This is a genomic window from Ruegeria sp. YTSC004 (assembly GCF_059609805.1).
This window is the reverse complement of record NZ_JBXWMJ010000007.1, coordinates 68,453-86,103: the sequence shown is the minus strand read 5'-3', so window position 1 is coordinate 86,103 and position 17,651 is coordinate 68,453. Positions and strand designations below refer to the sequence as shown.

Here is a 17,651-nt window from a genome sequence, read left to right as displayed (position 1 = left end):
CTGATCACCCCTTCTCAGCCAGCCGCAACTGCGGTTTTTGCCCTGTCCCGATACCGCTCCACTGCCGCCACGTCGCTTTCGGCCTCGAGCATCAGCATGAGCGAATGCAGCTGCTCCAGGTCACGCAGTTCGACATTGATCAGCAAGCGGTAAAAATCCGGTTTGCGGTCGACGAATTCGAGGTTCGAGATATTGGCCTTTTTCTCGCCGATCAACGTGCAAATGCGTCCCAGAACACCGGCATCGTTGCCAATGGTCATATCCAGCGTCGCACCATAGACAGCCGGGTGCGTTCCCGAGTGCCAGTGCAAATCGACCCAGCGATCAGGTTCGCTTTCGAATTCGGATAGGCGGTCGCAGTCGATCGCATGCACGACAACACCTTTGCCGCGATAGGTTATGCCGACGATGCGTTCGCCCGGCAAAGGCTGGCAACAGGGGGCGCGGTCGAATTTTTGGCCGGGCTCAAGGCCGATCACCGCGCGGCGCGGAGAAATGGCATCACCGTCATCCTGGGTCAGTTCAGGGTAAACGGCGCTGACCACATCATGCGCCGTCAGCTCGGCGCTGCCGAGACGCGCTAACAATTCGTGACGATCCTTCAGGCGCAGGTGTTTCGCCGCGGTATCAAGCGCCTTGTCGGTTGCCTTTCGACCGACATGTTCGAAACCGGAACGCGCAAGTTCCTTGCCCAGCTTGATGAACCGCTCGCGGTCGACCTCGCGCAGCGCACGCCGAATGGCGGTCCGGGCCTTGCCGGTCACCGCAATCTCAAGCCACGTTACCTGAGGCGTCTGGCCGTCAGCGGTAATTACATCCACCGACTGACCATTCTTGATCCGCGTCCACAGTGGCACACGGATGCCGTCCACCTTGGCGCCAACACAGGCATGTCCAATGCGCGTATGGATCGCATAGGCGAAATCAATCGGCGTAGCCCCGCGCGGCAGCTTGACAACATCGCCCTTGGGCGTGAAGCAAAACACCTGGTCCGAGTACATTTCCAGTTTGACCGCTTCGAGGAAATCTTCGTGATCTTCCTCACTGTCGAACTGTTCAGTCAGGTTCGCAATCCACTTGGCCGGATCAACGGCAAATGGGTTTTCCGAGCGGACACCGTCGCGGTACGACCAATGCGCTGCAACGCCGGTTTCTGCCACATCATGCATCTGACGGGTGCGGATCTGAACCTCGACCCGTTTCCCGTCGCGACCGGAAACTGTTGTGTGGATCGAGCGATAACCGTTCGATTTCGGCTGCGAAATATAATCCTTGAACCGACCCGGCACCGCGCGCCAGCGCTGGTGGATCGCACCTAGCGTCCGGTAACAATCTTCCTCGGACCGGGTAATGATGCGAAAGCCGTAGATGTCGGACAGGCGCGAAAAGCCCTGATCCTTTTCCTGCATCTTACGCCAGATCGAATAAGGCTTTTTGGCGCGACCAAACACTTCGGCTTCGATGCCCGCCTTTTCCAGCTCGTGCCGCATGTCGCCGGTGATCCGGTGAATCACGTCGCCGGTTTCACGTTGCAAGGTGATAAAGCGGCGAATGATCGACTGGCGACCTTCGGAATTCAGAACGCGGAAAGCAAGATCCTCAAGCTCTTCGCGCATCCACTGCATACCCATGCGACCCGCGAGCGGCGCATAAATATCCATCGTCTCGCGTGCCTTCTGCACCTGCTTTTCCGGACGCATTGCCTTGATCGTGCGCATGTTGTGCAGACGGTCAGCGAGCTTGACCAGAATAACCCGCAGATCCTTGGACATGGCCATGAACAGCTTACGGAAGTTCTCGGCCTGTTTGGTTTCGCGGCTGGACAGTTGCAGGTTGGTCAGTTTGGTGACGCCGTCGACCAGCTTGGCAACCTCTTCCCCGAACAGTTCGGACACTTTGCCATAATTGGCTTTGGTGTCTTCGATCGTGTCATGCAGCAACGCTGTAATGATCGTCGCATCATCCAGGCGCTGTTCGGTCAGGATGGCGGCCACGGCAACGGGATGTGTGAAATAGGGTTCGCCTGAATGGCGGAACTGACCGTCATGCATCTGCTTTCCGAACTCATATGCCCGGGCGATGCGGTCAGCATTTGTCTTGGGGTTGTAGTTGCGGACCAGCGCAATCAGGTCGTCTGCAGAAATCATCCGGTCCGCACCTTCATCTTTGGGGATTACCCCTGGCCTTGAGCCTCCATCAGAGCGCGCAGCAGCTTCTCTTCTGACATATCGTCATCGGCAGGTTTGTCCGATTCCGCACCCATCAACAGAGCCATCTGATCTTCTTCCGGCTCATCGACCTCAATCTGGGTCTGGTTGGCCTCGATCAGGCGCTCGCGCAGTTCATCCGCGCTTTGGGTTTCGTCCGCAATCTCGCGCAGCGACACGACGGGATTCTTGTCATTGTCACGGTCGACGGTGATCGGGCCGCCGGCAGAAATCTCGCGCGCACGATGGGCGGCAAGCATCACCAGTTCAAACCGGTTAGGAACCTTGTCTACGCAATCTTCAACCGTCACGCGGGCCATGGGGCGCTCTCCGTTACTGAATCCATGTCAGGAAGAGGTTTATCTAAGGGCGAATCCCCGCCTTGACAAGCAAGAAATGCTGCAAATGCACCGTTCATACAGCCGTGACTGCCGCAATATCCGACGCGGGCAGGTCTGCCAGCATTTCGGTTACCGTCCGACCCAGCACCGGATGCCGCCAATCCGGGGCGACGTCCGCCATCGGAACAAGGACGAAAGCACGATCCTGTAGGCGCGGATGTGGAATAATCAGCCGGTCCGGCGCCTTTTGCGTCTGTTCCTGTGCTGGCAGGGTCAGCCAGCTGTCAAATTCGGTGCGATCCGGCAGAACCAGATCATCATAGCAGACCAGATCCAGATCCAGCGTTCGCATACCCCATCGCTGCACCCTTTCGCGGCCAAACTGATGCTCAATCTGGTGAAGAAGGTGCAACAAATCGGTCGGCGTCCTGTCCGTTTCGATCAAAGCAGCCGCATTGACGTAGTCAGGCCCGGCACCTGCCGGGAAGCACGGGGTCTCAAAAAAACGGCTGACGGCACGAATCACCACCCCATGACGCAAGATCGCGTCAAGGGCGCTTTGAAGTGTCACCTTGGGGCCAATACCTCTCATTTTGAGATTTGCGCCCAGCGCGATAACCGCTTTTGACATAGATTTGTACGTTCCATTCACTATATTCGGCGAATTGCATACTTGCGATACGACCGAAATGGCCTAATTATAGAAGATTAGCGCGCCGCCTATTTTTCAAATACCCACTCACGTAACACCACGGCGCTCTGTATTGTACCGGAAGGACCTATTTATGTTCTATAAAGACGAACGGCTAGCGCTGTTCATCGACGGCTCGAATCTTTATGCAGCCGCAAAAGCACTGGGGTTTGACATCGACTACAAATTGCTGCGCCAGGAGTTTATGCGCCGCGGCAAGATGCTTCGGGCTTTTTACTATACGGCGCTATTGGAAAACGACGAGTATTCCCCGATCCGCCCCTTGGTTGACTGGCTGCATTACAACGGCTTCACCATGGTGACAAAACCGGCGAAGGAATACACCGACAGCATGGGGCGTCGGAAAGTCAAAGGTAACATGGACATCGAACTGACAGTCGACGCCATGGAACTGGCACCACGTGTCGATCATATTGTGCTGTTTTCGGGCGATGGGGATTTTCGCCCGTTGATTGCCAGCCTGCAGCGTCAGGGCGTGCGCGTTTCGGTGGTTTCGACCATCCGCAGCCAGCCGCCGATGATCTCGGACGAGTTGCGCCGCCAGGCCGACAACTTCATCGAGCTTGAGGACCTGCGCGACGTGATCGGGCGACCTCCGCGTGAAATGCCCATGGAGCCACGCAGCGTTGCTGCGGGTGGACAGTAAGACCGGGCCACTCACCAAACCCGGGGGAAGAAATTAGCGCGGTCAGGCTGTACCAACCTGACCGCGCTTCTTTAACTAAAAGCAGGTACTGAAACACCTGCTGGCTAGCAGTGATTCATGTCATATCAATGACAATGTCCTGTCTGGACCATAGCCGGGAAAAGACTTACCTGTGGCCTATGGAGACCAAGACATGACCAAGCCGCCCCTTACCCTATACCTCGCCGCGCCGCGCGGGTTCTGCGCCGGTGTCGACCGGGCGATCAAGATCGTTGAAATGGCGCTGCAGAAATGGGGTGCTCCGGTCTATGTGCGGCATGAAATTGTGCACAACAAATTCGTCGTAGATGGTCTGCGCGCCAAGGGGGCCGTTTTTGTCGAAGAGTTGGACGAGTGTCCTAACGACCGACCCGTTATTTTTTCAGCGCATGGCGTACCGAAATCTGTTCCCGCGTCGGCGGCCCAGCGCGAGATGATCTATGTCGATGCCACCTGCCCGCTGGTCTCCAAGGTTCATGTCGAGGCTCAGCGCCATGCTGAGGCCGGATTGCAGATGATCATGATCGGGCACAAGGGCCATCCGGAAACCATCGGCACCATGGGCCAGTTGCCCGACGGCGAAGTGCTGCTGGTTGAAACCGTCGATGACGTGGCCTCGGTTCAGGTACGCAATCCGGAAAAGCTGGCATTTGTCACCCAGACGACGCTTTCGGTGGATGACACCAAGGATATTATCGCAGCCCTCCAAGTCCGGTTCCCGGCCATCGTTGGCCCGCATAAGGAAGACATCTGCTACGCCACCACCAACCGGCAAGAGGCCGTCAAAGCCGTGGCTCCAAAATCGGATGCTTTGCTTGTTGTTGGCGCACCGAACTCTTCGAACTCACGCCGACTGGTCGAGGTTGCGGCCCGCGCCGGGTGCAACTATGCGCAATTGGTGCAGCGCGCCCACGATATCGACTGGCGGGCGCTGGAAGGCATCTCAACCATCGCCATTACCGCAGGCGCTTCAGCACCCGAAGTGCTGGTGAATGAGGTGATTGACGCTTTCGACACCCACTATGACGTGACGGTTGAACTGGTCGAAACCGCCGTCGAAAATGTCGAATTCAAAGTGCCCCGCGTCCTGAGGCAAACCGCATGAGAGGCGTCCCCAGGGCGCCGTTGGTTCTGGCGCTGGCGGGGTTGATCCCGTTCATTTGGGGCGCGCTGACCTCCTTGAACGGCGATTTGCAGGATTGGGGCAGGCAAGAGCTTGGGTCGCGGTTCGTCGGACCGTATATTCAACTGTTCTACGGCTCTGTGATTTTAAGTTTTATGTCCGGTGTTCTGTGGGGGTTCGCCACCAAGACCTCGGGCAGTAAGGCAGCGACATGCTATGTGCTGTCAGTCCTCCCGGCGCTTTGGGCGTTTTTCATGACCGGCGGTGGACCTGTTGAGGCGGGCATCAACCTAATGTACGGCTTCGCCGGTTTGCTGATGTTGGATGCGATATTTGCATATTGGCGGCTGACCCCAACATGGTGGCTGAGGCTGCGCGTTCTGCTGACAGCCATCGTCCTGATATGCCTTGCCGTAGGAGTGTACCTGTGACCGACCGCAAGACAATTGACGCCTACACCACACGTGTTGCCGAGTACCTGAGCGTCCCATTGCCGCCCGAACAGATCGAGGCCCGCATGGCCTTTGCCGAAGCGGTTGCGCCGGGCGGCTATGTGCTTGACCTCGGCTCAGGCCCCGGGGCGGACAGTATGTTCTTCATGCGTGAGGGGCTGCGGGTACGGGCATTGGATGCGACGCCGGCCTTTGTGGAACACGCCCGCGAAAATGGCGTGGATGCGCATGTCGGTACATTTGACGATGTGACCGAAACGGCCACGTTTGACGGCATCTATGCCAGCTTTTCGCTGCTACATGCGCCGCGCAAGGATTTCCCGCGCCATTTGGAGGCCATCCACCGGGCACTCAAGCCTGAGAGTATCTTTTTCCTTGGTCTGAAACTGGGAACCGGTGAACACCGCGACGACATTGATCGCTATTACACCTATTTCTCACAGACCGAGATCGAAGAGGCTCTGGCGAAGGCGGGGTTCACAATTGACCGGATCACAACTGGCGTGGGCAAAGGCCTGGCTGGATCTTATGACGGTTTTATTCTGGTGATCGCCCATGCCTGAGTTGTTTGCCTATACCGATGGTGCCTGTTCGGGCAATCCTGGTCCCGGGGGCTGGGGTGTGTTGATGCGCGCAATGGATGGCGAGAAAGTCCTGAAAGAACGCGAGCTGAACGGCGGCGAAGCTGAGACCACCAACAATCGTATGGAATTGCTGGCCGCGATCAGCGCGCTGGAAACCCTGGAGCGGGCCTCGAAGATCACTGTGGTGACCGACAGCGCCTATGTAAAAAATGGCGTGACCGGCTGGATTTTCGGCTGGAAACGCAACGGCTGGAAGACCTCGAACAAGAAACCGGTCAAGAATGTCGATCTGTGGCAGCGACTGGATGAGGCACAGGCCCGCCATGACGTGACCTGGGAATGGGTCAAAGGCCATGCTGGCCATCCCGAAAACGAAAAAGCCGACGAGCTGGCCCGCGCGGGCATGGCCCCGTTCAAACCAAAAAAGGCGCAAACGTGAGCGGTCTGGCACTGCTCGACTATGCCTCAGTTCTGGTTTTTGCCCTGACAGGCGCATTGGTGGCCAGCCGGGCACAGCTGGATTTGGTAGGCTTCGCCTTTATGGCCTGCCTGACTGCTGTGGGCGGCGGAACCGTCCGCGACCTGCTGCTGGACCGGCATCCGGTATTCTGGGTCGGCCAGCCAGACTATATCCTGATCGCCACAGCAGCCGCCGTGGTGGTGTTTTTCACTGCCCATTTGGTGGAAAGCCGATACAACTTGCTGGTCTGGCTGGACAGTTTCGCCCTGTCGATTGCCGCGGCAGCAGGTGCTGGCGCAGCCTTGTCTCTGAACCAATCCGGTGTCATCGTTGTGCTGATGGGCGTCACAACGGGCTGCCTTGGCGGCCTGATGCGGGACGTGGTCTGCAACGAAGTGCCACTGGTCCTGAAACAGGGTGAGCTCTACGTCTCTTGCGCGTTTGCCGGGGCTTTTGCCGCTGTGATCGCGACCCGACTTGGTTTCGACGAGTTGGCCACACTAGCCGCATGTGCGTTGATCTGCTGGGCATTGCGGGCAGGATCATTGGTGTTTGGCTGGCGGCTTCCGGTTTACAAGGCGCGCCCGCCGCGGCAATAAATGGGTGCAAAATGTTCGATCTGCATTTCCTGTGCCACAGAAGTGAGAACTGAAATGAAATTCACTTTCCCCATTTTTGTCGCCTCACTGGCTCTTCTGGGTGCGTGTGCGGAGCGATACGACGCGGTCAGCTTCGTTGTACAGGGCGACGAAATCGTTGCTTCGGGGGCTATTGATCACACGACACTCAGCGCTTTTGAAGAAATCACTGCGGCCAATCCCGAGATCAAGACACTTGTACTGCAGAACATCGAAGGCTCGGTCGATGATGATGCAAATGTCGTTTTCAGCCGCGTTGTTCGGGACGAAGGGTTCGATACTGTGGTGCCCTCAAACGGCTTGGTCGCCTCTGGTGGCACCGATCTGTTCCTGGCAGGCAATCGTCGCACTCTGGAACCTGGCGCATGTGTCGGGGTTCATAGCTGGGGCGGCGGCGGATATGTGGCTGCCAACCTGCCCGAAAACCACCCCGAGCACGATCGCTATCTCGACTATTTCAATGACATTGGTGTCGACCCGGCCTTTTATTGGTTCACGCTTGATGCAGCGTCCGAGGACGAAATGCACTGGATGTCAGCAGAGGAAGCCAATCGCTTCAAAATGGCGACGCGCAATTCGAAATCGTTGGGATCAACAGTGATTTGCGACGAGCGGTAGCCCCGCTCAACGCCGCAGATAGGTCTGCCATATCCAGATTACCAGCAGCGCGCCCAGAACCGCGCCTACAAATCCGGACAACCACCCTGCCACGGTGATCAAGGCCCGCAACAGAAATCCGCCAACCAGTGCACCAACGATGCCAATCAACATGGTTGTGGGGATGTTGGCCTCGATCCGCATTAAACGGGTGGCCAGGAACCCTGCGGCGGCTCCGATGACGATCAGGGCGATGACAGGCATGTCACTTCCTCCAATGGGTCGGCACGATGATCAGCGCGCCGACGGATGACACAATAGCGTTCAATCCCGGGGACCCAAAAGCAAGGTTAAACCCGAACATCCTGCCAAACATGATCTGAGCAAAGAAAAACAGAAAGGCACCGCCGATACAAATGATGATAGATTGCAGATAGCCGTTTCGGGTAAACCCGGTTTTTTCCGCAAGGCTTCCAACGACGGCTGCAATCAACACCGTCCCCATCAAAGTCATGTACAAGTCTGTTATTCCTTCTAAATCCGACTTCCCTTGGCCACAGGCCAGCCCCGCAGAAAGGTTTCCTTATCCTGTGCGCCTTTGCCCGCCCGTTGCAGGCGCAACAGATCAACGGCACCCTCGCCGCAAGCTACTGTCAAGGCATCGTCCAGAGCTTCGCCGGGTACGCCCTGCCCCTCGGCCAGACGCGACGCCAGTAGTTTCACGCGGTCTCCGTCAATCTCGGTCCAGGCACCTGGGAACGGGGACAGACCGCGGATCTGCCGGTCCACCTCTGCTGCGGGCCGCGACCAGTCAATCCGTGCCTCTGATTTGTCGATCTTGGCGGCATAGGTCACACCGACCTCGGGCTGCGGCTCGGGCGTCAGATTCGGCAGGTCATGCAAAGCCCCAACGATCAGTTTGGAGCCCATTATCGACAGCCGGTCATGCAACTGGTCGGTGGTTTCCTCGATCCCGATATCGGTTGCTTCGCGCATAAGAACCGGGCCTGTGTCCAGACCGGCCTCCATCTGCATGATGCAGATACCGGTTTGCGCATCGCCGGACATGATGGCGCGATGGATCGGGGCCGCCCCGCGCCAGCGCGGCAACAGGCTGGCATGGATATTCAGACATCCCTGGGCAGGCGCGTCCAGAATGGGCTGCGGTAGGATCAGGCCATAAGCGACCACCACAGCCACATCTGCGTTCAGTGCAGCAAAGGCATCCTGTTCATCTGACGATTTCAGAGACACCGGATGGCGGACAGTCAGGCCTAACGCTTCGGCCCGTGCGTGAACCGGTGTCGGTCGATCCTTTTTGCCCCGACCAGCCGGGCGCGGGGGCTGGCAATATACGGCGACGATATCATGACCCGCCTCAACCAGCGCATCCAGCACAGGAACCGAAAAGTCGGGTGTACCCATGAAAGTGACGCGCATCTCTACCCCTGCTTTTTGGCTTTGCGCAGCAGCATGTCCCGTTTGACCTTGCTGAGCCGGTCGAAATACATCTTCCCGTTCAGATGATCGATCTGGTGCTGTACGCTTGTGGCCTCGATCCCGACAAAGTCGCGGCGATCCACCATGCCCTGTTCGTTCAGAAACTTGACCGTCACCGCGCGCGGGCGTTTCACCTTGGCCGAGACACCGGGCAGGTTCGGGCTGGCCTCATCATGTTCGCGCAATTCGATTGAGCTGTGCAGGATTTCTGGGTTCGCCAAACGCACAGCCTTACCGCGTTCGACCGAGCCGTCCACCACAGCCAGCCGCAACATGACACCGATCTGCGGCGCGGCAAGGCCAACACCGGGCATAGCTTCCATCGTGTCGATCATGTCGTCCCAGATGGCTCGGATTTCATCGGTGATCTCGGCGACGTCCTCCGCCTTGGTGCGCAGGCGTTTATCGGGCCATGGCAGGCAGGTGCGAGCGGTCATGCGCGGGCCTGCTCGCGCTTTAGTTTTTGCATCTTCCGCGTGATCATCTGCCGTTTCAGCGGCTTGAGATAGTCGATGAACAGCTTGCCGTTCAAATGGTCGATCTCATGCTGAACACAGGTCGCCCACAGGCCGTCGAATGTTTCCTGTTGCAAGTTCCCATCCTGGTCAATCCACGTGACATCAACCACTTTGGGGCGCGTGACTTCGGCGAATTGCTCGGGGATCGACAAGCAGCCTTCTTCGTAGACATTGGTCTCATCGGACGAGGCGATAACCTCGGGATTGAACATGATCAACGGACGCGGGGCTTCGCCCTCTTCCTTAATGCAGTCCAACACGATCAACCGATCCAGCACGCCGATCTGAGGCGCGGCCAGACCAACGCCAGGCGCGTCATACATCGTCTCCAGCATGTCGTCTGCCAGCTTGCGCAGCTCGTCGCTGATATCTGCCACAGGCGCGCAGACCTTTTTCAGGCGGGGGTCGGGATGGATCAGGATATTACGTTTCATGGGGTTGATTTAGGCCATCCCGCACTGCACCGCAACGCCCCCCTTGCACCCGCTGGAATTGTAGCTAGCTTTCGTCCGGACAGATGGAGCAGACATGACTTTCAACGACCTGATCGACCGCCGGGGAACCAACAGTTCAAAATGGGATAAGATGGAGCAAATCTACGGTGTGCCCCCGCAGGACGGGCTGGCCATGTGGACGGCAGATTCCGATTACCCAACAGCGCCTTGCGTAATTGATGCGGTTCGAAAAACGGCTGACCATGGGGTCTTTGGGTATTCGTGGATTCACCCGGAATATCTGGCATCGATTCAGTGGTGGATGAAGAACCGCCATAGCTGGGACATCGACACCGATTGGGTGCTGACCTCGCAAGGGTTGGGCAATGCCATCGCCTTGTGTCTAGATGTCTGGAGCGAACCGGGCGACGGCGTCGTCATCTTCAGCCCTGTCTACCATGAGTTTGCTCACAAGGTGAACAAATCAGGTCGCCGTGTGGTGGAATGTCCGCTGGCGCGACAAGGCGAAACCTATGGCCTGGATCTGGACGACGCTCAGTCGCGTCTGGACGGGTCGGAAAAGCTGTTGCTGTGGTGCTCGCCGCAAAACCCCTCGGGCCGGGTGTGGACACCGGATGAACTGCGTGCCGTGGCCGCATTCGCCGAACGTAATGGGTTGATTTTGGTCTCGGATGAGATCCACCACGATCTGGTTTATCCTGGCAATACGTTCGTGCCGATGGATGTGGCTGCGCCGGATGCGCGGCCGTGGACCGTGACCCTGACTGCGGCGTCCAAGACATTTAACATCGCCGGTCAACGCACCGGTAACATGATCATTCCGGACCCCAAACTGCGCGCGGCCATGCGGCACCGCATTCAGACGCTGGACTATGACCCCAGCGCGTTGGGCGTGGCGATGATAACTGCCGCCTATTCGCCCGAGGGTGCGGCATGGGTTGACGAACAGGTCGCGCATCTGGCGGGCAACTGCCAGGTCTTTGACGCAGCAATCGCCGAGATCCCTGGTCTGTGGTCCATGCCGTTGCAGGCTACTTATCTGGCTTGGGTAGAATTCTCAGGAACCGGCATGACCCATGAAGAGTTTGTCCGCCGCCTGCGCGAAGATGCCAAAATCGCAACGTCCTCAGGCCCCGGTTTCGGCGCAGGGGGTGAGACCTTCGAACGGTTCAACCTGGCTACTCAGCGTGCGCGGGTCGAAGAGGCATGCGAACGGCTAAAGCGCGCATTTGCTGATTTGCAGTGAACGAGGCGGCCAACGGCAATGTCGTTGGCCTTGCCCTCAATCCTTGTGCCCAATTAACGCAATCGGCGCGTCCGGCGCGCGGTAGAAATCCAGCGGAGCCTTGTCGGCAGCGGCCGTGCTGCGCTTGAATTCGTATCGCATCTCGCCTGCTTCATCCTCATCCGCTATGATCAGACATTGGTACAGGTGGTTGGCGCCATCATAGATGTCGACGAGCCCGCGCAGTCGCGGCGTGGTTTCAGCTTCAACCGTAAAGCCATCTTTCCACAATCGAAGAATTTTATAGGAATTGTCGCCAATTTCGACACGCAGGCGGCTGGTTTTCTTCAAACCGGCGATTCGGGCCGCATCCAATTCGGCAGTAATTTCCTTTGAAACATACGTACTCATAAAAATTTCCCCCAACAGAGTACTCTATTGTGAGGCGCAAATTGTAAAAATCCAGTGAACCCGGTCACAGTCAGCGCCGAGAAATCAATTTGTTGCACAGAAATCCCAATCCAACTTGTGCGTGTGCGCAGGCAGATTGCGCGCGTCCTCGCATAGGAACGGCACTTGCGACCGCCTATGTTTGGCTAAATCGCTTTTCGGAGGGCATGAGATGGGCCTGTTGGTCGACGGTAAATGGCACGACACCTGGTATGACACCAAATCCACTGGCGGCGCGTTCAAACGCAGCGCCGCGCAGTTCCGCAACTGGCTGACTACAGATGGCAGCGCCGGACCATCGGGCAAGGGCGGGTTCAACGCTGAATCCGGGCGCTATCATCTTTACGTAAGCCATGCCTGCCCATGGGCGCACCGAACTCTGATCTTCCGGGAACTGAAGGGTTTGACCAGTCACATCTCTGTTTCTGTTGTGCATTCCGACATGCTGGATAAGGGCTGGACCTTTGAGACTGATGGCAATGGGGCAACCGGGGACACTCTCTATGGTCTGGACTTTGCCCACCAGATTTACACCAAGGCCGACACTTCTTATTCGGGCCGGGTCACAGTGCCGATCCTGTGGGACAAGAAACAGCAGACGATCGTTTCGAACGAAAGCTCGGAAATCATCCGCATGCTCAATTCGGCCTTTGACAGGATCACCGGAAATACCGATGATTACTGGCCCGAGACAATGCGGGATGAAATCGAAGAAGTGAACGCGCGCATCTATTCCAACGTCAACAACGGCGTCTACAAGTCAGGCTTTGCCACCAGCCAACAGGCCTATGACGCCGCCGTGGATCCGCTGTTTGAAACACTGGACTGGCTGGAAGACCGTTTGACTTTAAACCGTTATCTGATGGGTGATCGCCTGACCGAGGCTGACTGGCGGTTGTTCACGACGCTGATCCGGTTCGATCCCGTCTATCATCTGCATTTCAAATGCAATCGGCGGCGGCTGATCGATTATCCGAATCTTTGGGCTTATACGCGCGAGTTGTATCAATGGCCGGGCGTCGCTTCGACGGTGAATATGCATCACATCGTGCGCCACTATCACTATAGCCACGAAAGTATCAATCCGCATCGGATCATCCCGACCAACCCGGTTTTGGACTACATGGAACCGCACGGGCGCGGTCAGCGGCCCGCCGCGTAATGCTCGACCATCGCCGCCAGATCTTCTGGCGGCGTGCCGCTTTGCACATAAGCGCACGCATTTGGGCTGTGGGCAAAAATCGATCCGTCTGAAAAAAAGGTGGTGTTGGTGACAAAGATCACCCGCGCCTCGGGGCGGCGATAGCTGGCGAAATCAGCCACTGCCAACGCGCTGCCATTTTCCAGCACCAGATCCAGCACGATGATATCGAAATCCGTGCCGTACAGCGCAAGGATCGCAGCCTCTTGCCCGGCAACAAGCGTCACTTCGGCGCCTTGCCGTTCCAGATGTCTTTTCCAGACCCGACCAAGGTCGGGGTTACTCTCAACAATCAGTACATTCATTTGCAACAACCTCGGCACTTGGTAGAGTGTGCGGTGCCGACCCCCGTGGTTTGTGATCACGCTTATTCCTTAACAAAGTGTTAATGGTGCCGGTCATCCGGGCCGATCACGCGGATTTGCTTGTGTAAGCGGCGAAAATCCGCTTGAAGCACAACAAACGCGCAATTCCGGCGAGAACATCGATGGCAAGCCCAAACGCAGATTTGAACCCCCGTGCCGCGCGCGACCATGGCGGCGGACTGGACGGTGCTATCGCCCGGTTCGGCGGGGCACGCGACAACTGGCTGGACCTGTCCACCGGCATCAACCCACACCCGTATCCGGTGTCGGGACTGACCCCATCGGATTGGGCCGCGCTGCCGGATCACGGTGCGTTCGAACGGCTGTCTGCCGCAGCACGCCAGTTCTGGTCCGTTCCCAAAGGTGCAGCGATTCTGCCCGCGCCCGGCGCTTCAGCAGTAATCGCCCGCATGCCTGCACTTGCTGCGACGGGTCGGGTTCAGATCACAGCACCTACCTACAACGAACACGCGGCAGCTTTCTCCGCGCAGGGTTGGACAGTTCAGTCGAACGGCCCAGCCGAGGCGCGCGTCCTTGTGCACCCGAATAATCCGGATGGACGTATCTGGACCGTAGAGGACGCCGATGCCCCGCTGACCGTGATTGATGAGAGTTTTTGTGACGTTTGCCCTGACGCATCCCTAATTCATCTGGCCGAGCAGCCCGGTGTGATCGTGTTGAAAAGTTTCGGCAAGTTCTGGGGTTTGGCCGGGTTACGACTGGGATTTGCGATTGGCCGCCCTGACCTGATCTCAAAGCTGAACGATCTGACCGGGCCGTGGTCCGTCTCGGGCCCTGCCCTTCGGATCGGGGAACAGGCGCTGCAGGACATAGACTGGGCCAAGGCGACCCGTCAGCAATTGGCGGATGCGGCAGATCGGCTGGACGGGTTCGTTACGGGCAAAGGTGCAGAACTGGTCGGCGGCACCACATTGTTCCGCCTTTATGACGTCGACGATGCCGCCGCTTGGCAGGCCAAACTGGCCCGCGCCCATATCTGGAGCCGTATATTCCCCTACTCAAACACCTATCTGCGCCTTGGCTTACCGCCCGCAGACGGGTGGCGTCAGCTTGAGGCCGCGTTGTGAGCACAGCTTTTCTGCTGGTTTGCGCCATGTGTCTGGACGCGGCGCTTGGAGAGCCAGATTGGCTCTGGTCGCGCATTCGTCATCCGGCAGTGATGACCGGCACCGCCATCGGCTGGCTGGATCAGCGTCTGAACCACGGAACGAATAGACGCCTGAAAGGCGTGGCCGTCGTGGTGCTGCTGATCTTTGGCGCAGTGACTCTGGGCCGCGCGCTGACCGTGTTTGGGCCAGTGATCGAGATCATCCTTGCCGCAATTCTGCTGGCACAGAAGTCACTGGTGACCCATGTCCGCGACGTGGGCGAAGGGTTGCGCGCCTCGTTGGTCGACGGGCGCGCCAAGGTTGCCATGATTGTTTCGCGCGATACGCGGGATATGACTGAAGCGCAGGTCGCCCGATCAGCGATTGAGAGCGCCGCTGAAAACCTCAGCGACGGAGTAATTGCGCCCGCCTTCTGGTTTCTGGTTGCGGGCCTGCCTGGATTGCTGATCTACAAGGCGGTCAACACCGCCGATAGCATGATCGGCTACCGATCAGAAAAGTACCGCGATTTCGGCTGGGCCGCTGCGCGTCTAGACGATGTGTTGAACCTTATTCCCGCCCGTCTGACCTGCGTGATGATCGTGGCGTTGTCCGGCCAATGGGCGCGCTGGCCCGAAATGGTCGCGGATGCAAGCCGCCATATCTCACCCAACGCAGGCTGGCCCGAGGCCGCCATGGCGCGCGCCTTAAACGTCGCCCTAGCCGGGCCGCGCAGCTATGATGGTCAGGTCCGCGATCTGGCCTGGGTCAACGGTGATGCGCCACGTAACATCGGCGCGCCGGAGGTTTTCCGCGCATGTGACATGCTTTGGCGGGTTTGGGGGCTTGCGCTGGGGCTCGTGTCGGTGTGGGTTGGGGCAAGCTTCATTTTCTGACGGACCTAAAAATGCGTTTTCTCTCCGGCATCATTGCCGCCACCCTGCTCGCCGCTCCCGCCTTGGCCCAATGTGGCGGTGGGTTCAATTCCTTCGTGAAGGGCCTGAAGGCCGAGGCCGTACAACAAGGGTTCGACAAATCCACGGTGAACAGCTTTTTCAAAGGTGTTCAGCAGGACAGCGCGGTTCTAAGGGCGGATCGGGCGCAAGGCGTATTCCAAATACCGTTCATCGATTTTTCACGCCGTCTGATCTCTCAGAACCGGATAGATCGCGGCAAATCCATGTCTCGCAAATACGATACGGTGTTTGACCGGATTGAGCGGGAATATGGCGTGTCGCGCGGTGTACTGCTGGCATTCTGGGCGTTCGAGACCGACTATGGCGCGGTACAAGGTGACTTCAACACCCGCAACGCTCTGGTCACTCTGGCGCATGACTGCCGCCGACCTGAGTTGTTCCGACCACAGGTTTTTGCGGCCATCGAGCTCTATAGCCAAGGGGATTTTGACCCCAACCGCACAACTGGTGCCTGGGCAGGTGAGATCGGCATGGTGCAGATGTTGCCCCGCGACATTCTGGAAAACGGCGTAGACGGGGATGGCGACGGCAAGGTCTCGCTAAAAACCTCAGCCCCGGATGCGCTGATGTCGGGCGGCAAGATGCTGTCGCATCTGGGCTGGCGTCCGGGTGAACCCTGGCTGCAGGAGGTAACTGTTCCCGCCCAGATGGACTGGTCCCTGTCTGGCCCCGGCAAGTCGCGGTCCGTATCTGAGTGGCAGGCGATGGGCGTTCAAGCGCGCAGCGGATCTCTGGCCAATCTGCCCGCGTCGCTGATCCTACCACAGGGTCGCAACGGCCCTGCATTTTTGGCCTACCCAAACTTTGACGTCTATTTCGAATGGAACCAGAGCTTTGTTTATGTCCTGACCGCCGCCTATTTCGGTACGCGGTTGGAGGGCGGCCAAATCTATGACGCAGGTTCCCCGCCACAAGGCCTGTCGGGCGCGCAGATGAAGCAGTTGCAGACCAAGCTACAAGCAAGCGGTTATGATGTTGGCAAGATCGACGGCATTCTGGGCGCGGGCACACGGGCTGCCGTTCAGGCCGAACAGGCACGGCTGGGGTTGCCCGCGGATGCGTGGCCAACAGCTGATTTGCTCAACCAGTTATGAGCCCCGATGCGTCCCGCACAGACGGGACGCATCCGGACGCAACACCACAGAGTTATGCAACCTCGACGTGGTGATGCGGCGCTTTTGGTTCAAACGCGTGTGAAGTCAACGCCTTTCCCCGCGTTTCAATCGCCGTATTGGCAGGGATTTCAGTCCATTCGCCGCTATTCGCGTCCAAGGGTTCGGACGAAATAATGAACCCATCCTTACACGCCTTGTAGTGGAGGCTTGGGGCAAAGCGGTCCGAGGCATATCGGGCGGCAAAAAGGCGATCGCCGTCCGACCAACAAGCGGCAAAGCGAAGATATGGCATCGTACCTCGGCGTCGTGACAGATCTTCGACACGTTGGACTGCCCGCTCCATGGCGCCGATCGGATCGATATCCAGACCTTCGCCATGGGCAATCAGGAAAATCGCTTCGCTTTCGGTTGCGCCAAGCCGGTGGCTGTAGAGGTCAGGTGGTATCATCCCGTCCAACTCCTGCCGGATACGGTCATGCCCTCCGGCCTGCCCATTATGCATAAAACTCCATTTTCCAACCCCAAACGGGTGGCAGTTGTTCCGCGACGTTGCAGTACCAGTTGATGCCCGCACATGGGCCAGAAAGAGATGCGACCGGGTGTGATGCGTTAGCTGTTTAAGATTGGCATCCGACCAGGCGGGGTTAGTGTCCTTGTAAAAACAAGGCGTCTCACGTTCGGAATACCAGGCAAGGCCAAATCCATCTGCGTTGATCGGCGTCTTTCCGATCAGAGCATTTCGGCTCTGAATGACAAGCGATTGCTCTTGGTTCAGAACCAATTCATCTAGATAACGCTTTGCGCCTGCCCAAGCCAGAAATCGGCACATCTGTTAGCCCCATTGAGTATGAATTTTTTGAGAGCATACCACCGTCTCAGATAGGAAAACTCACCATTCTTCGCGAGCATTCGGCAATACTTCGATCAAATGACAACG

The 17,651-nt window shown here is 57.9% G+C and carries 23 protein-coding genes; 12 read left to right on the top strand and 11 right to left on the bottom strand.

From position 1 onward, the window contains the following. Positions 1–14: 14 nt before the first annotated feature. The 3 genes from AC2FFP_RS13740 to folK form a co-directional block, all read right to left on the bottom strand. Positions 15–2,147 (bottom strand): RelA/SpoT family protein, encoded by a 2,133-nt coding sequence (locus tag AC2FFP_RS13740; RefSeq protein WP_496881160.1) that lies wholly within the window; start codon positions 2,145–2,147, stop codon positions 15–17. Between the two features lie 26 nt (positions 2,148–2,173). Further along, entirely contained in the window at positions 2,174–2,527 is a 354-nt protein-coding gene (gene rpoZ, locus AC2FFP_RS13735) for a DNA-directed RNA polymerase subunit omega (protein ID WP_010437681.1), read from the bottom strand. Positions 2,528–2,621: 94 nt separating this feature from the next. After that, positions 2,622–3,179, bottom strand: coding sequence for a 2-amino-4-hydroxy-6-hydroxymethyldihydropteridine diphosphokinase (gene folK, locus AC2FFP_RS13730; protein WP_496881159.1), 558 nt, complete (start codon positions 3,177–3,179; stop codon positions 2,622–2,624). A gap of 154 nt (positions 3,180–3,333) precedes the next feature. Between folK and AC2FFP_RS13725 the strand changes: the two genes are divergently transcribed. The 7 genes from AC2FFP_RS13725 (at position 3,334) to AC2FFP_RS13695 (ending at position 7,820) form a co-directional block, all read left to right on the top strand. Continuing rightward, entirely contained in the window at positions 3,334–3,906 is a 573-nt protein-coding gene (locus AC2FFP_RS13725) for a LabA-like NYN domain-containing protein (RefSeq protein ID WP_058278950.1), read from the top strand. 193 nt (positions 3,907–4,099) lie between these two features. Continuing rightward, entirely contained in the window at positions 4,100–5,050 is a 951-nt protein-coding gene (gene ispH, locus AC2FFP_RS13720; RefSeq protein WP_496723282.1) for a 4-hydroxy-3-methylbut-2-enyl diphosphate reductase, read from the top strand. Beyond that, positions 5,047–5,499, top strand: coding sequence for a DUF3429 domain-containing protein (locus AC2FFP_RS13715; protein WP_496723284.1), 453 nt, complete (start codon positions 5,047–5,049; stop codon positions 5,497–5,499). The genes ispH and AC2FFP_RS13715 overlap by 4 nt, the downstream gene beginning before the upstream one ends. Continuing rightward, positions 5,496–6,083: a class I SAM-dependent methyltransferase gene (locus AC2FFP_RS13710; protein ID WP_496881158.1), complete on the top strand. Its 588-nt coding sequence runs from the start codon at positions 5,496–5,498 to the stop codon at positions 6,081–6,083. The genes AC2FFP_RS13715 and AC2FFP_RS13710 overlap by 4 nt, the downstream gene beginning before the upstream one ends. Further along, the gene (gene rnhA / locus AC2FFP_RS13705; protein ID WP_108861286.1) at positions 6,076–6,543 is read left to right on the top strand and encodes a ribonuclease HI; all 468 of its coding nucleotides are present in this window, start codon (positions 6,076–6,078) and stop codon (positions 6,541–6,543) included. The genes AC2FFP_RS13710 and rnhA overlap by 8 nt, the downstream gene beginning before the upstream one ends. Next, complete coding sequence (locus AC2FFP_RS13700; RefSeq protein WP_058273289.1) at positions 6,540–7,163, top strand: trimeric intracellular cation channel family protein; 624 nt, start codon at positions 6,540–6,542, stop codon at positions 7,161–7,163. The genes rnhA and AC2FFP_RS13700 overlap by 4 nt, the downstream gene beginning before the upstream one ends. 54 nt (positions 7,164–7,217) lie before the next feature. Next, the gene (locus AC2FFP_RS13695; protein WP_496767189.1) at positions 7,218–7,820 is read left to right on the top strand and encodes a COG3904 family protein; all 603 of its coding nucleotides are present in this window, start codon (positions 7,218–7,220) and stop codon (positions 7,818–7,820) included. A 6-nt stretch (positions 7,821–7,826) separates the two neighbouring features. Here AC2FFP_RS13695 and AC2FFP_RS13690 read toward each other — a convergent pair whose 3' ends face one another. From AC2FFP_RS13690 to def (AC2FFP_RS13670), 5 genes are read right to left on the bottom strand one after another with little or no spacing between them, the layout of a single operon-like run. Continuing rightward, positions 7,827–8,063 carry a GlsB/YeaQ/YmgE family stress response membrane protein gene (locus tag AC2FFP_RS13690; RefSeq protein ID WP_058273291.1) on the bottom strand — a complete coding sequence of 79 codons (237 nt, stop codon included), beginning with the start codon at positions 8,061–8,063 and terminating at the stop codon, positions 7,827–7,829. Position 8,064: 1 nt separating this feature from the next. Next, positions 8,065–8,319, bottom strand: a complete 255-nt coding sequence (locus AC2FFP_RS13685; protein WP_058278955.1) for a hypothetical protein — start codon at positions 8,317–8,319, stop codon at positions 8,065–8,067. A gap of 14 nt (positions 8,320–8,333) precedes the next feature. Continuing rightward, positions 8,334–9,239 carry a methionyl-tRNA formyltransferase gene (gene fmt / locus AC2FFP_RS13680; protein ID WP_496780138.1) on the bottom strand — a complete coding sequence of 302 codons (906 nt, stop codon included), beginning with the start codon at positions 9,237–9,239 and terminating at the stop codon, positions 8,334–8,336. Positions 9,240–9,241: 2 nt separating this feature from the next. After that, positions 9,242–9,736 carry a peptide deformylase gene (gene def / locus AC2FFP_RS13675; protein ID WP_496780140.1) on the bottom strand — a complete coding sequence of 165 codons (495 nt, stop codon included), beginning with the start codon at positions 9,734–9,736 and terminating at the stop codon, positions 9,242–9,244. Then, positions 9,733–10,251: a peptide deformylase gene (gene def / locus AC2FFP_RS13670; protein WP_058278958.1), complete on the bottom strand. Its 519-nt coding sequence runs from the start codon at positions 10,249–10,251 to the stop codon at positions 9,733–9,735. Before def (AC2FFP_RS13670) ends, def (AC2FFP_RS13675) begins: the two co-directional genes overlap by 4 nt. A 94-nt stretch (positions 10,252–10,345) precedes the next feature. Here def (AC2FFP_RS13670) and AC2FFP_RS13665 point away from each other — a divergent pair, with 94 nt between their 5' ends. Further along, on the top strand, positions 10,346–11,518 hold the full coding sequence (locus AC2FFP_RS13665; protein ID WP_496881157.1) for a MalY/PatB family protein: 1,173 nt from the start codon (positions 10,346–10,348) through the stop codon (positions 11,516–11,518). Positions 11,519–11,554: 36 nt separating this feature from the next. Here the strand turns inward: AC2FFP_RS13665 and AC2FFP_RS13660 are convergent, their stop codons facing one another. Further along, positions 11,555–11,908, bottom strand: coding sequence for a hypothetical protein (locus AC2FFP_RS13660; RefSeq protein ID WP_496740277.1), 354 nt, complete (start codon positions 11,906–11,908; stop codon positions 11,555–11,557). 211 nt (positions 11,909–12,119) lie between these two features. On the opposite strand from AC2FFP_RS13660, the gene AC2FFP_RS13655 reads away from it, so the two are divergent. Beyond that, complete coding sequence (locus AC2FFP_RS13655; protein ID WP_496780144.1) at positions 12,120–13,109, top strand: glutathione S-transferase family protein; 990 nt, start codon at positions 12,120–12,122, stop codon at positions 13,107–13,109. Here the strand turns inward: AC2FFP_RS13655 and AC2FFP_RS13650 are convergent. After that, complete coding sequence (locus tag AC2FFP_RS13650; RefSeq protein ID WP_108861296.1) at positions 13,091–13,453, bottom strand: response regulator transcription factor; 363 nt, start codon at positions 13,451–13,453, stop codon at positions 13,091–13,093. The genes AC2FFP_RS13655 and AC2FFP_RS13650 overlap by 19 nt on opposite strands. Before the next feature lie 182 nt (positions 13,454–13,635). Between AC2FFP_RS13650 and AC2FFP_RS13645 the strand changes: the two genes are divergently transcribed. The 3 genes from AC2FFP_RS13645 to AC2FFP_RS13635 are packed head-to-tail and all read left to right on the top strand — an operon-like array spanning position 13,636 to position 16,693. Next, positions 13,636–14,601 carry a threonine-phosphate decarboxylase gene (locus AC2FFP_RS13645; RefSeq protein WP_496881156.1) on the top strand — a complete coding sequence of 322 codons (966 nt, stop codon included), beginning with the start codon at positions 13,636–13,638 and terminating at the stop codon, positions 14,599–14,601. Further along, a complete protein-coding gene (gene cbiB / locus AC2FFP_RS13640) occupies positions 14,598–15,518 on the top strand; it encodes an adenosylcobinamide-phosphate synthase CbiB (RefSeq protein ID WP_496881155.1) in 921 nt (306 codons plus the stop codon). The genes AC2FFP_RS13645 and cbiB overlap by 4 nt, the downstream gene beginning before the upstream one ends. A gap of 11 nt (positions 15,519–15,529) precedes the next feature. Then, complete coding sequence (locus tag AC2FFP_RS13635; RefSeq protein ID WP_496844428.1) at positions 15,530–16,693, top strand: lytic murein transglycosylase; 1,164 nt, start codon at positions 15,530–15,532, stop codon at positions 16,691–16,693. Between the two features lie 52 nt (positions 16,694–16,745). Here AC2FFP_RS13635 and AC2FFP_RS13630 read toward each other — a convergent pair whose 3' ends face one another. Continuing rightward, positions 16,746–17,543: a class II glutamine amidotransferase gene (locus AC2FFP_RS13630; protein ID WP_496844427.1), complete on the bottom strand. Its 798-nt coding sequence runs from the start codon at positions 17,541–17,543 to the stop codon at positions 16,746–16,748. Positions 17,544–17,651 lie beyond the last annotated feature (108 nt).

Excerpts from the sequence above, each read along its gene's own strand:
- AC2FFP_RS13740 (WP_496881160.1), bottom strand. The coding sequence starts at position 2,147 with ATGATTTCTGCAGACGACCTGATTGCGCTGGTCCGCAACTACAACCCC.
- rpoZ (WP_010437681.1), bottom strand. The coding sequence starts at position 2,527 with ATGGCCCGCGTGACGGTTGAAGATTGCGTAGACAAGGTTCCTAACCGG.
- folK (WP_496881159.1), bottom strand. The coding sequence starts at position 3,179 with ATGTCAAAAGCGGTTATCGCGCTGGGCGCAAATCTCAAAATGAGAGGT.
- AC2FFP_RS13725 (WP_058278950.1), top strand. The coding sequence starts at position 3,334 with ATGTTCTATAAAGACGAACGGCTAGCGCTGTTCATCGACGGCTCGAAT.
- ispH (WP_496723282.1), top strand. The coding sequence starts at position 4,100 with ATGACCAAGCCGCCCCTTACCCTATACCTCGCCGCGCCGCGCGGGTTC.
- AC2FFP_RS13715 (WP_496723284.1), top strand. The coding sequence starts at position 5,047 with ATGAGAGGCGTCCCCAGGGCGCCGTTGGTTCTGGCGCTGGCGGGGTTG.
- rnhA (WP_108861286.1), top strand. The coding sequence starts at position 6,076 with ATGCCTGAGTTGTTTGCCTATACCGATGGTGCCTGTTCGGGCAATCCT.
- AC2FFP_RS13695 (WP_496767189.1), top strand. The coding sequence starts at position 7,218 with ATGAAATTCACTTTCCCCATTTTTGTCGCCTCACTGGCTCTTCTGGGT.
- AC2FFP_RS13690 (WP_058273291.1), bottom strand. The coding sequence starts at position 8,063 with ATGCCTGTCATCGCCCTGATCGTCATCGGAGCCGCCGCAGGGTTCCTG.
- fmt (WP_496780138.1), bottom strand. The coding sequence starts at position 9,239 with ATGCGCGTCACTTTCATGGGTACACCCGACTTTTCGGTTCCTGTGCTG.
- def (WP_496780140.1), bottom strand. The coding sequence starts at position 9,736 with ATGACCGCTCGCACCTGCCTGCCATGGCCCGATAAACGCCTGCGCACC.
- def (WP_058278958.1), bottom strand. The coding sequence starts at position 10,251 with ATGAAACGTAATATCCTGATCCATCCCGACCCCCGCCTGAAAAAGGTC.
- AC2FFP_RS13665 (WP_496881157.1), top strand. The coding sequence starts at position 10,346 with ATGACTTTCAACGACCTGATCGACCGCCGGGGAACCAACAGTTCAAAA.
- AC2FFP_RS13660 (WP_496740277.1), bottom strand. The coding sequence starts at position 11,908 with ATGAGTACGTATGTTTCAAAGGAAATTACTGCCGAATTGGATGCGGCC.
- AC2FFP_RS13655 (WP_496780144.1), top strand. The coding sequence starts at position 12,120 with ATGGGCCTGTTGGTCGACGGTAAATGGCACGACACCTGGTATGACACC.
- AC2FFP_RS13650 (WP_108861296.1), bottom strand. The coding sequence starts at position 13,453 with ATGAATGTACTGATTGTTGAGAGTAACCCCGACCTTGGTCGGGTCTGG.
- AC2FFP_RS13645 (WP_496881156.1), top strand. The coding sequence starts at position 13,636 with ATGGCAAGCCCAAACGCAGATTTGAACCCCCGTGCCGCGCGCGACCAT.
- AC2FFP_RS13635 (WP_496844428.1), top strand. The coding sequence starts at position 15,530 with ATGCGTTTTCTCTCCGGCATCATTGCCGCCACCCTGCTCGCCGCTCCC.
- AC2FFP_RS13630 (WP_496844427.1), bottom strand. The coding sequence starts at position 17,543 with ATGTGCCGATTTCTGGCTTGGGCAGGCGCAAAGCGTTATCTAGATGAA.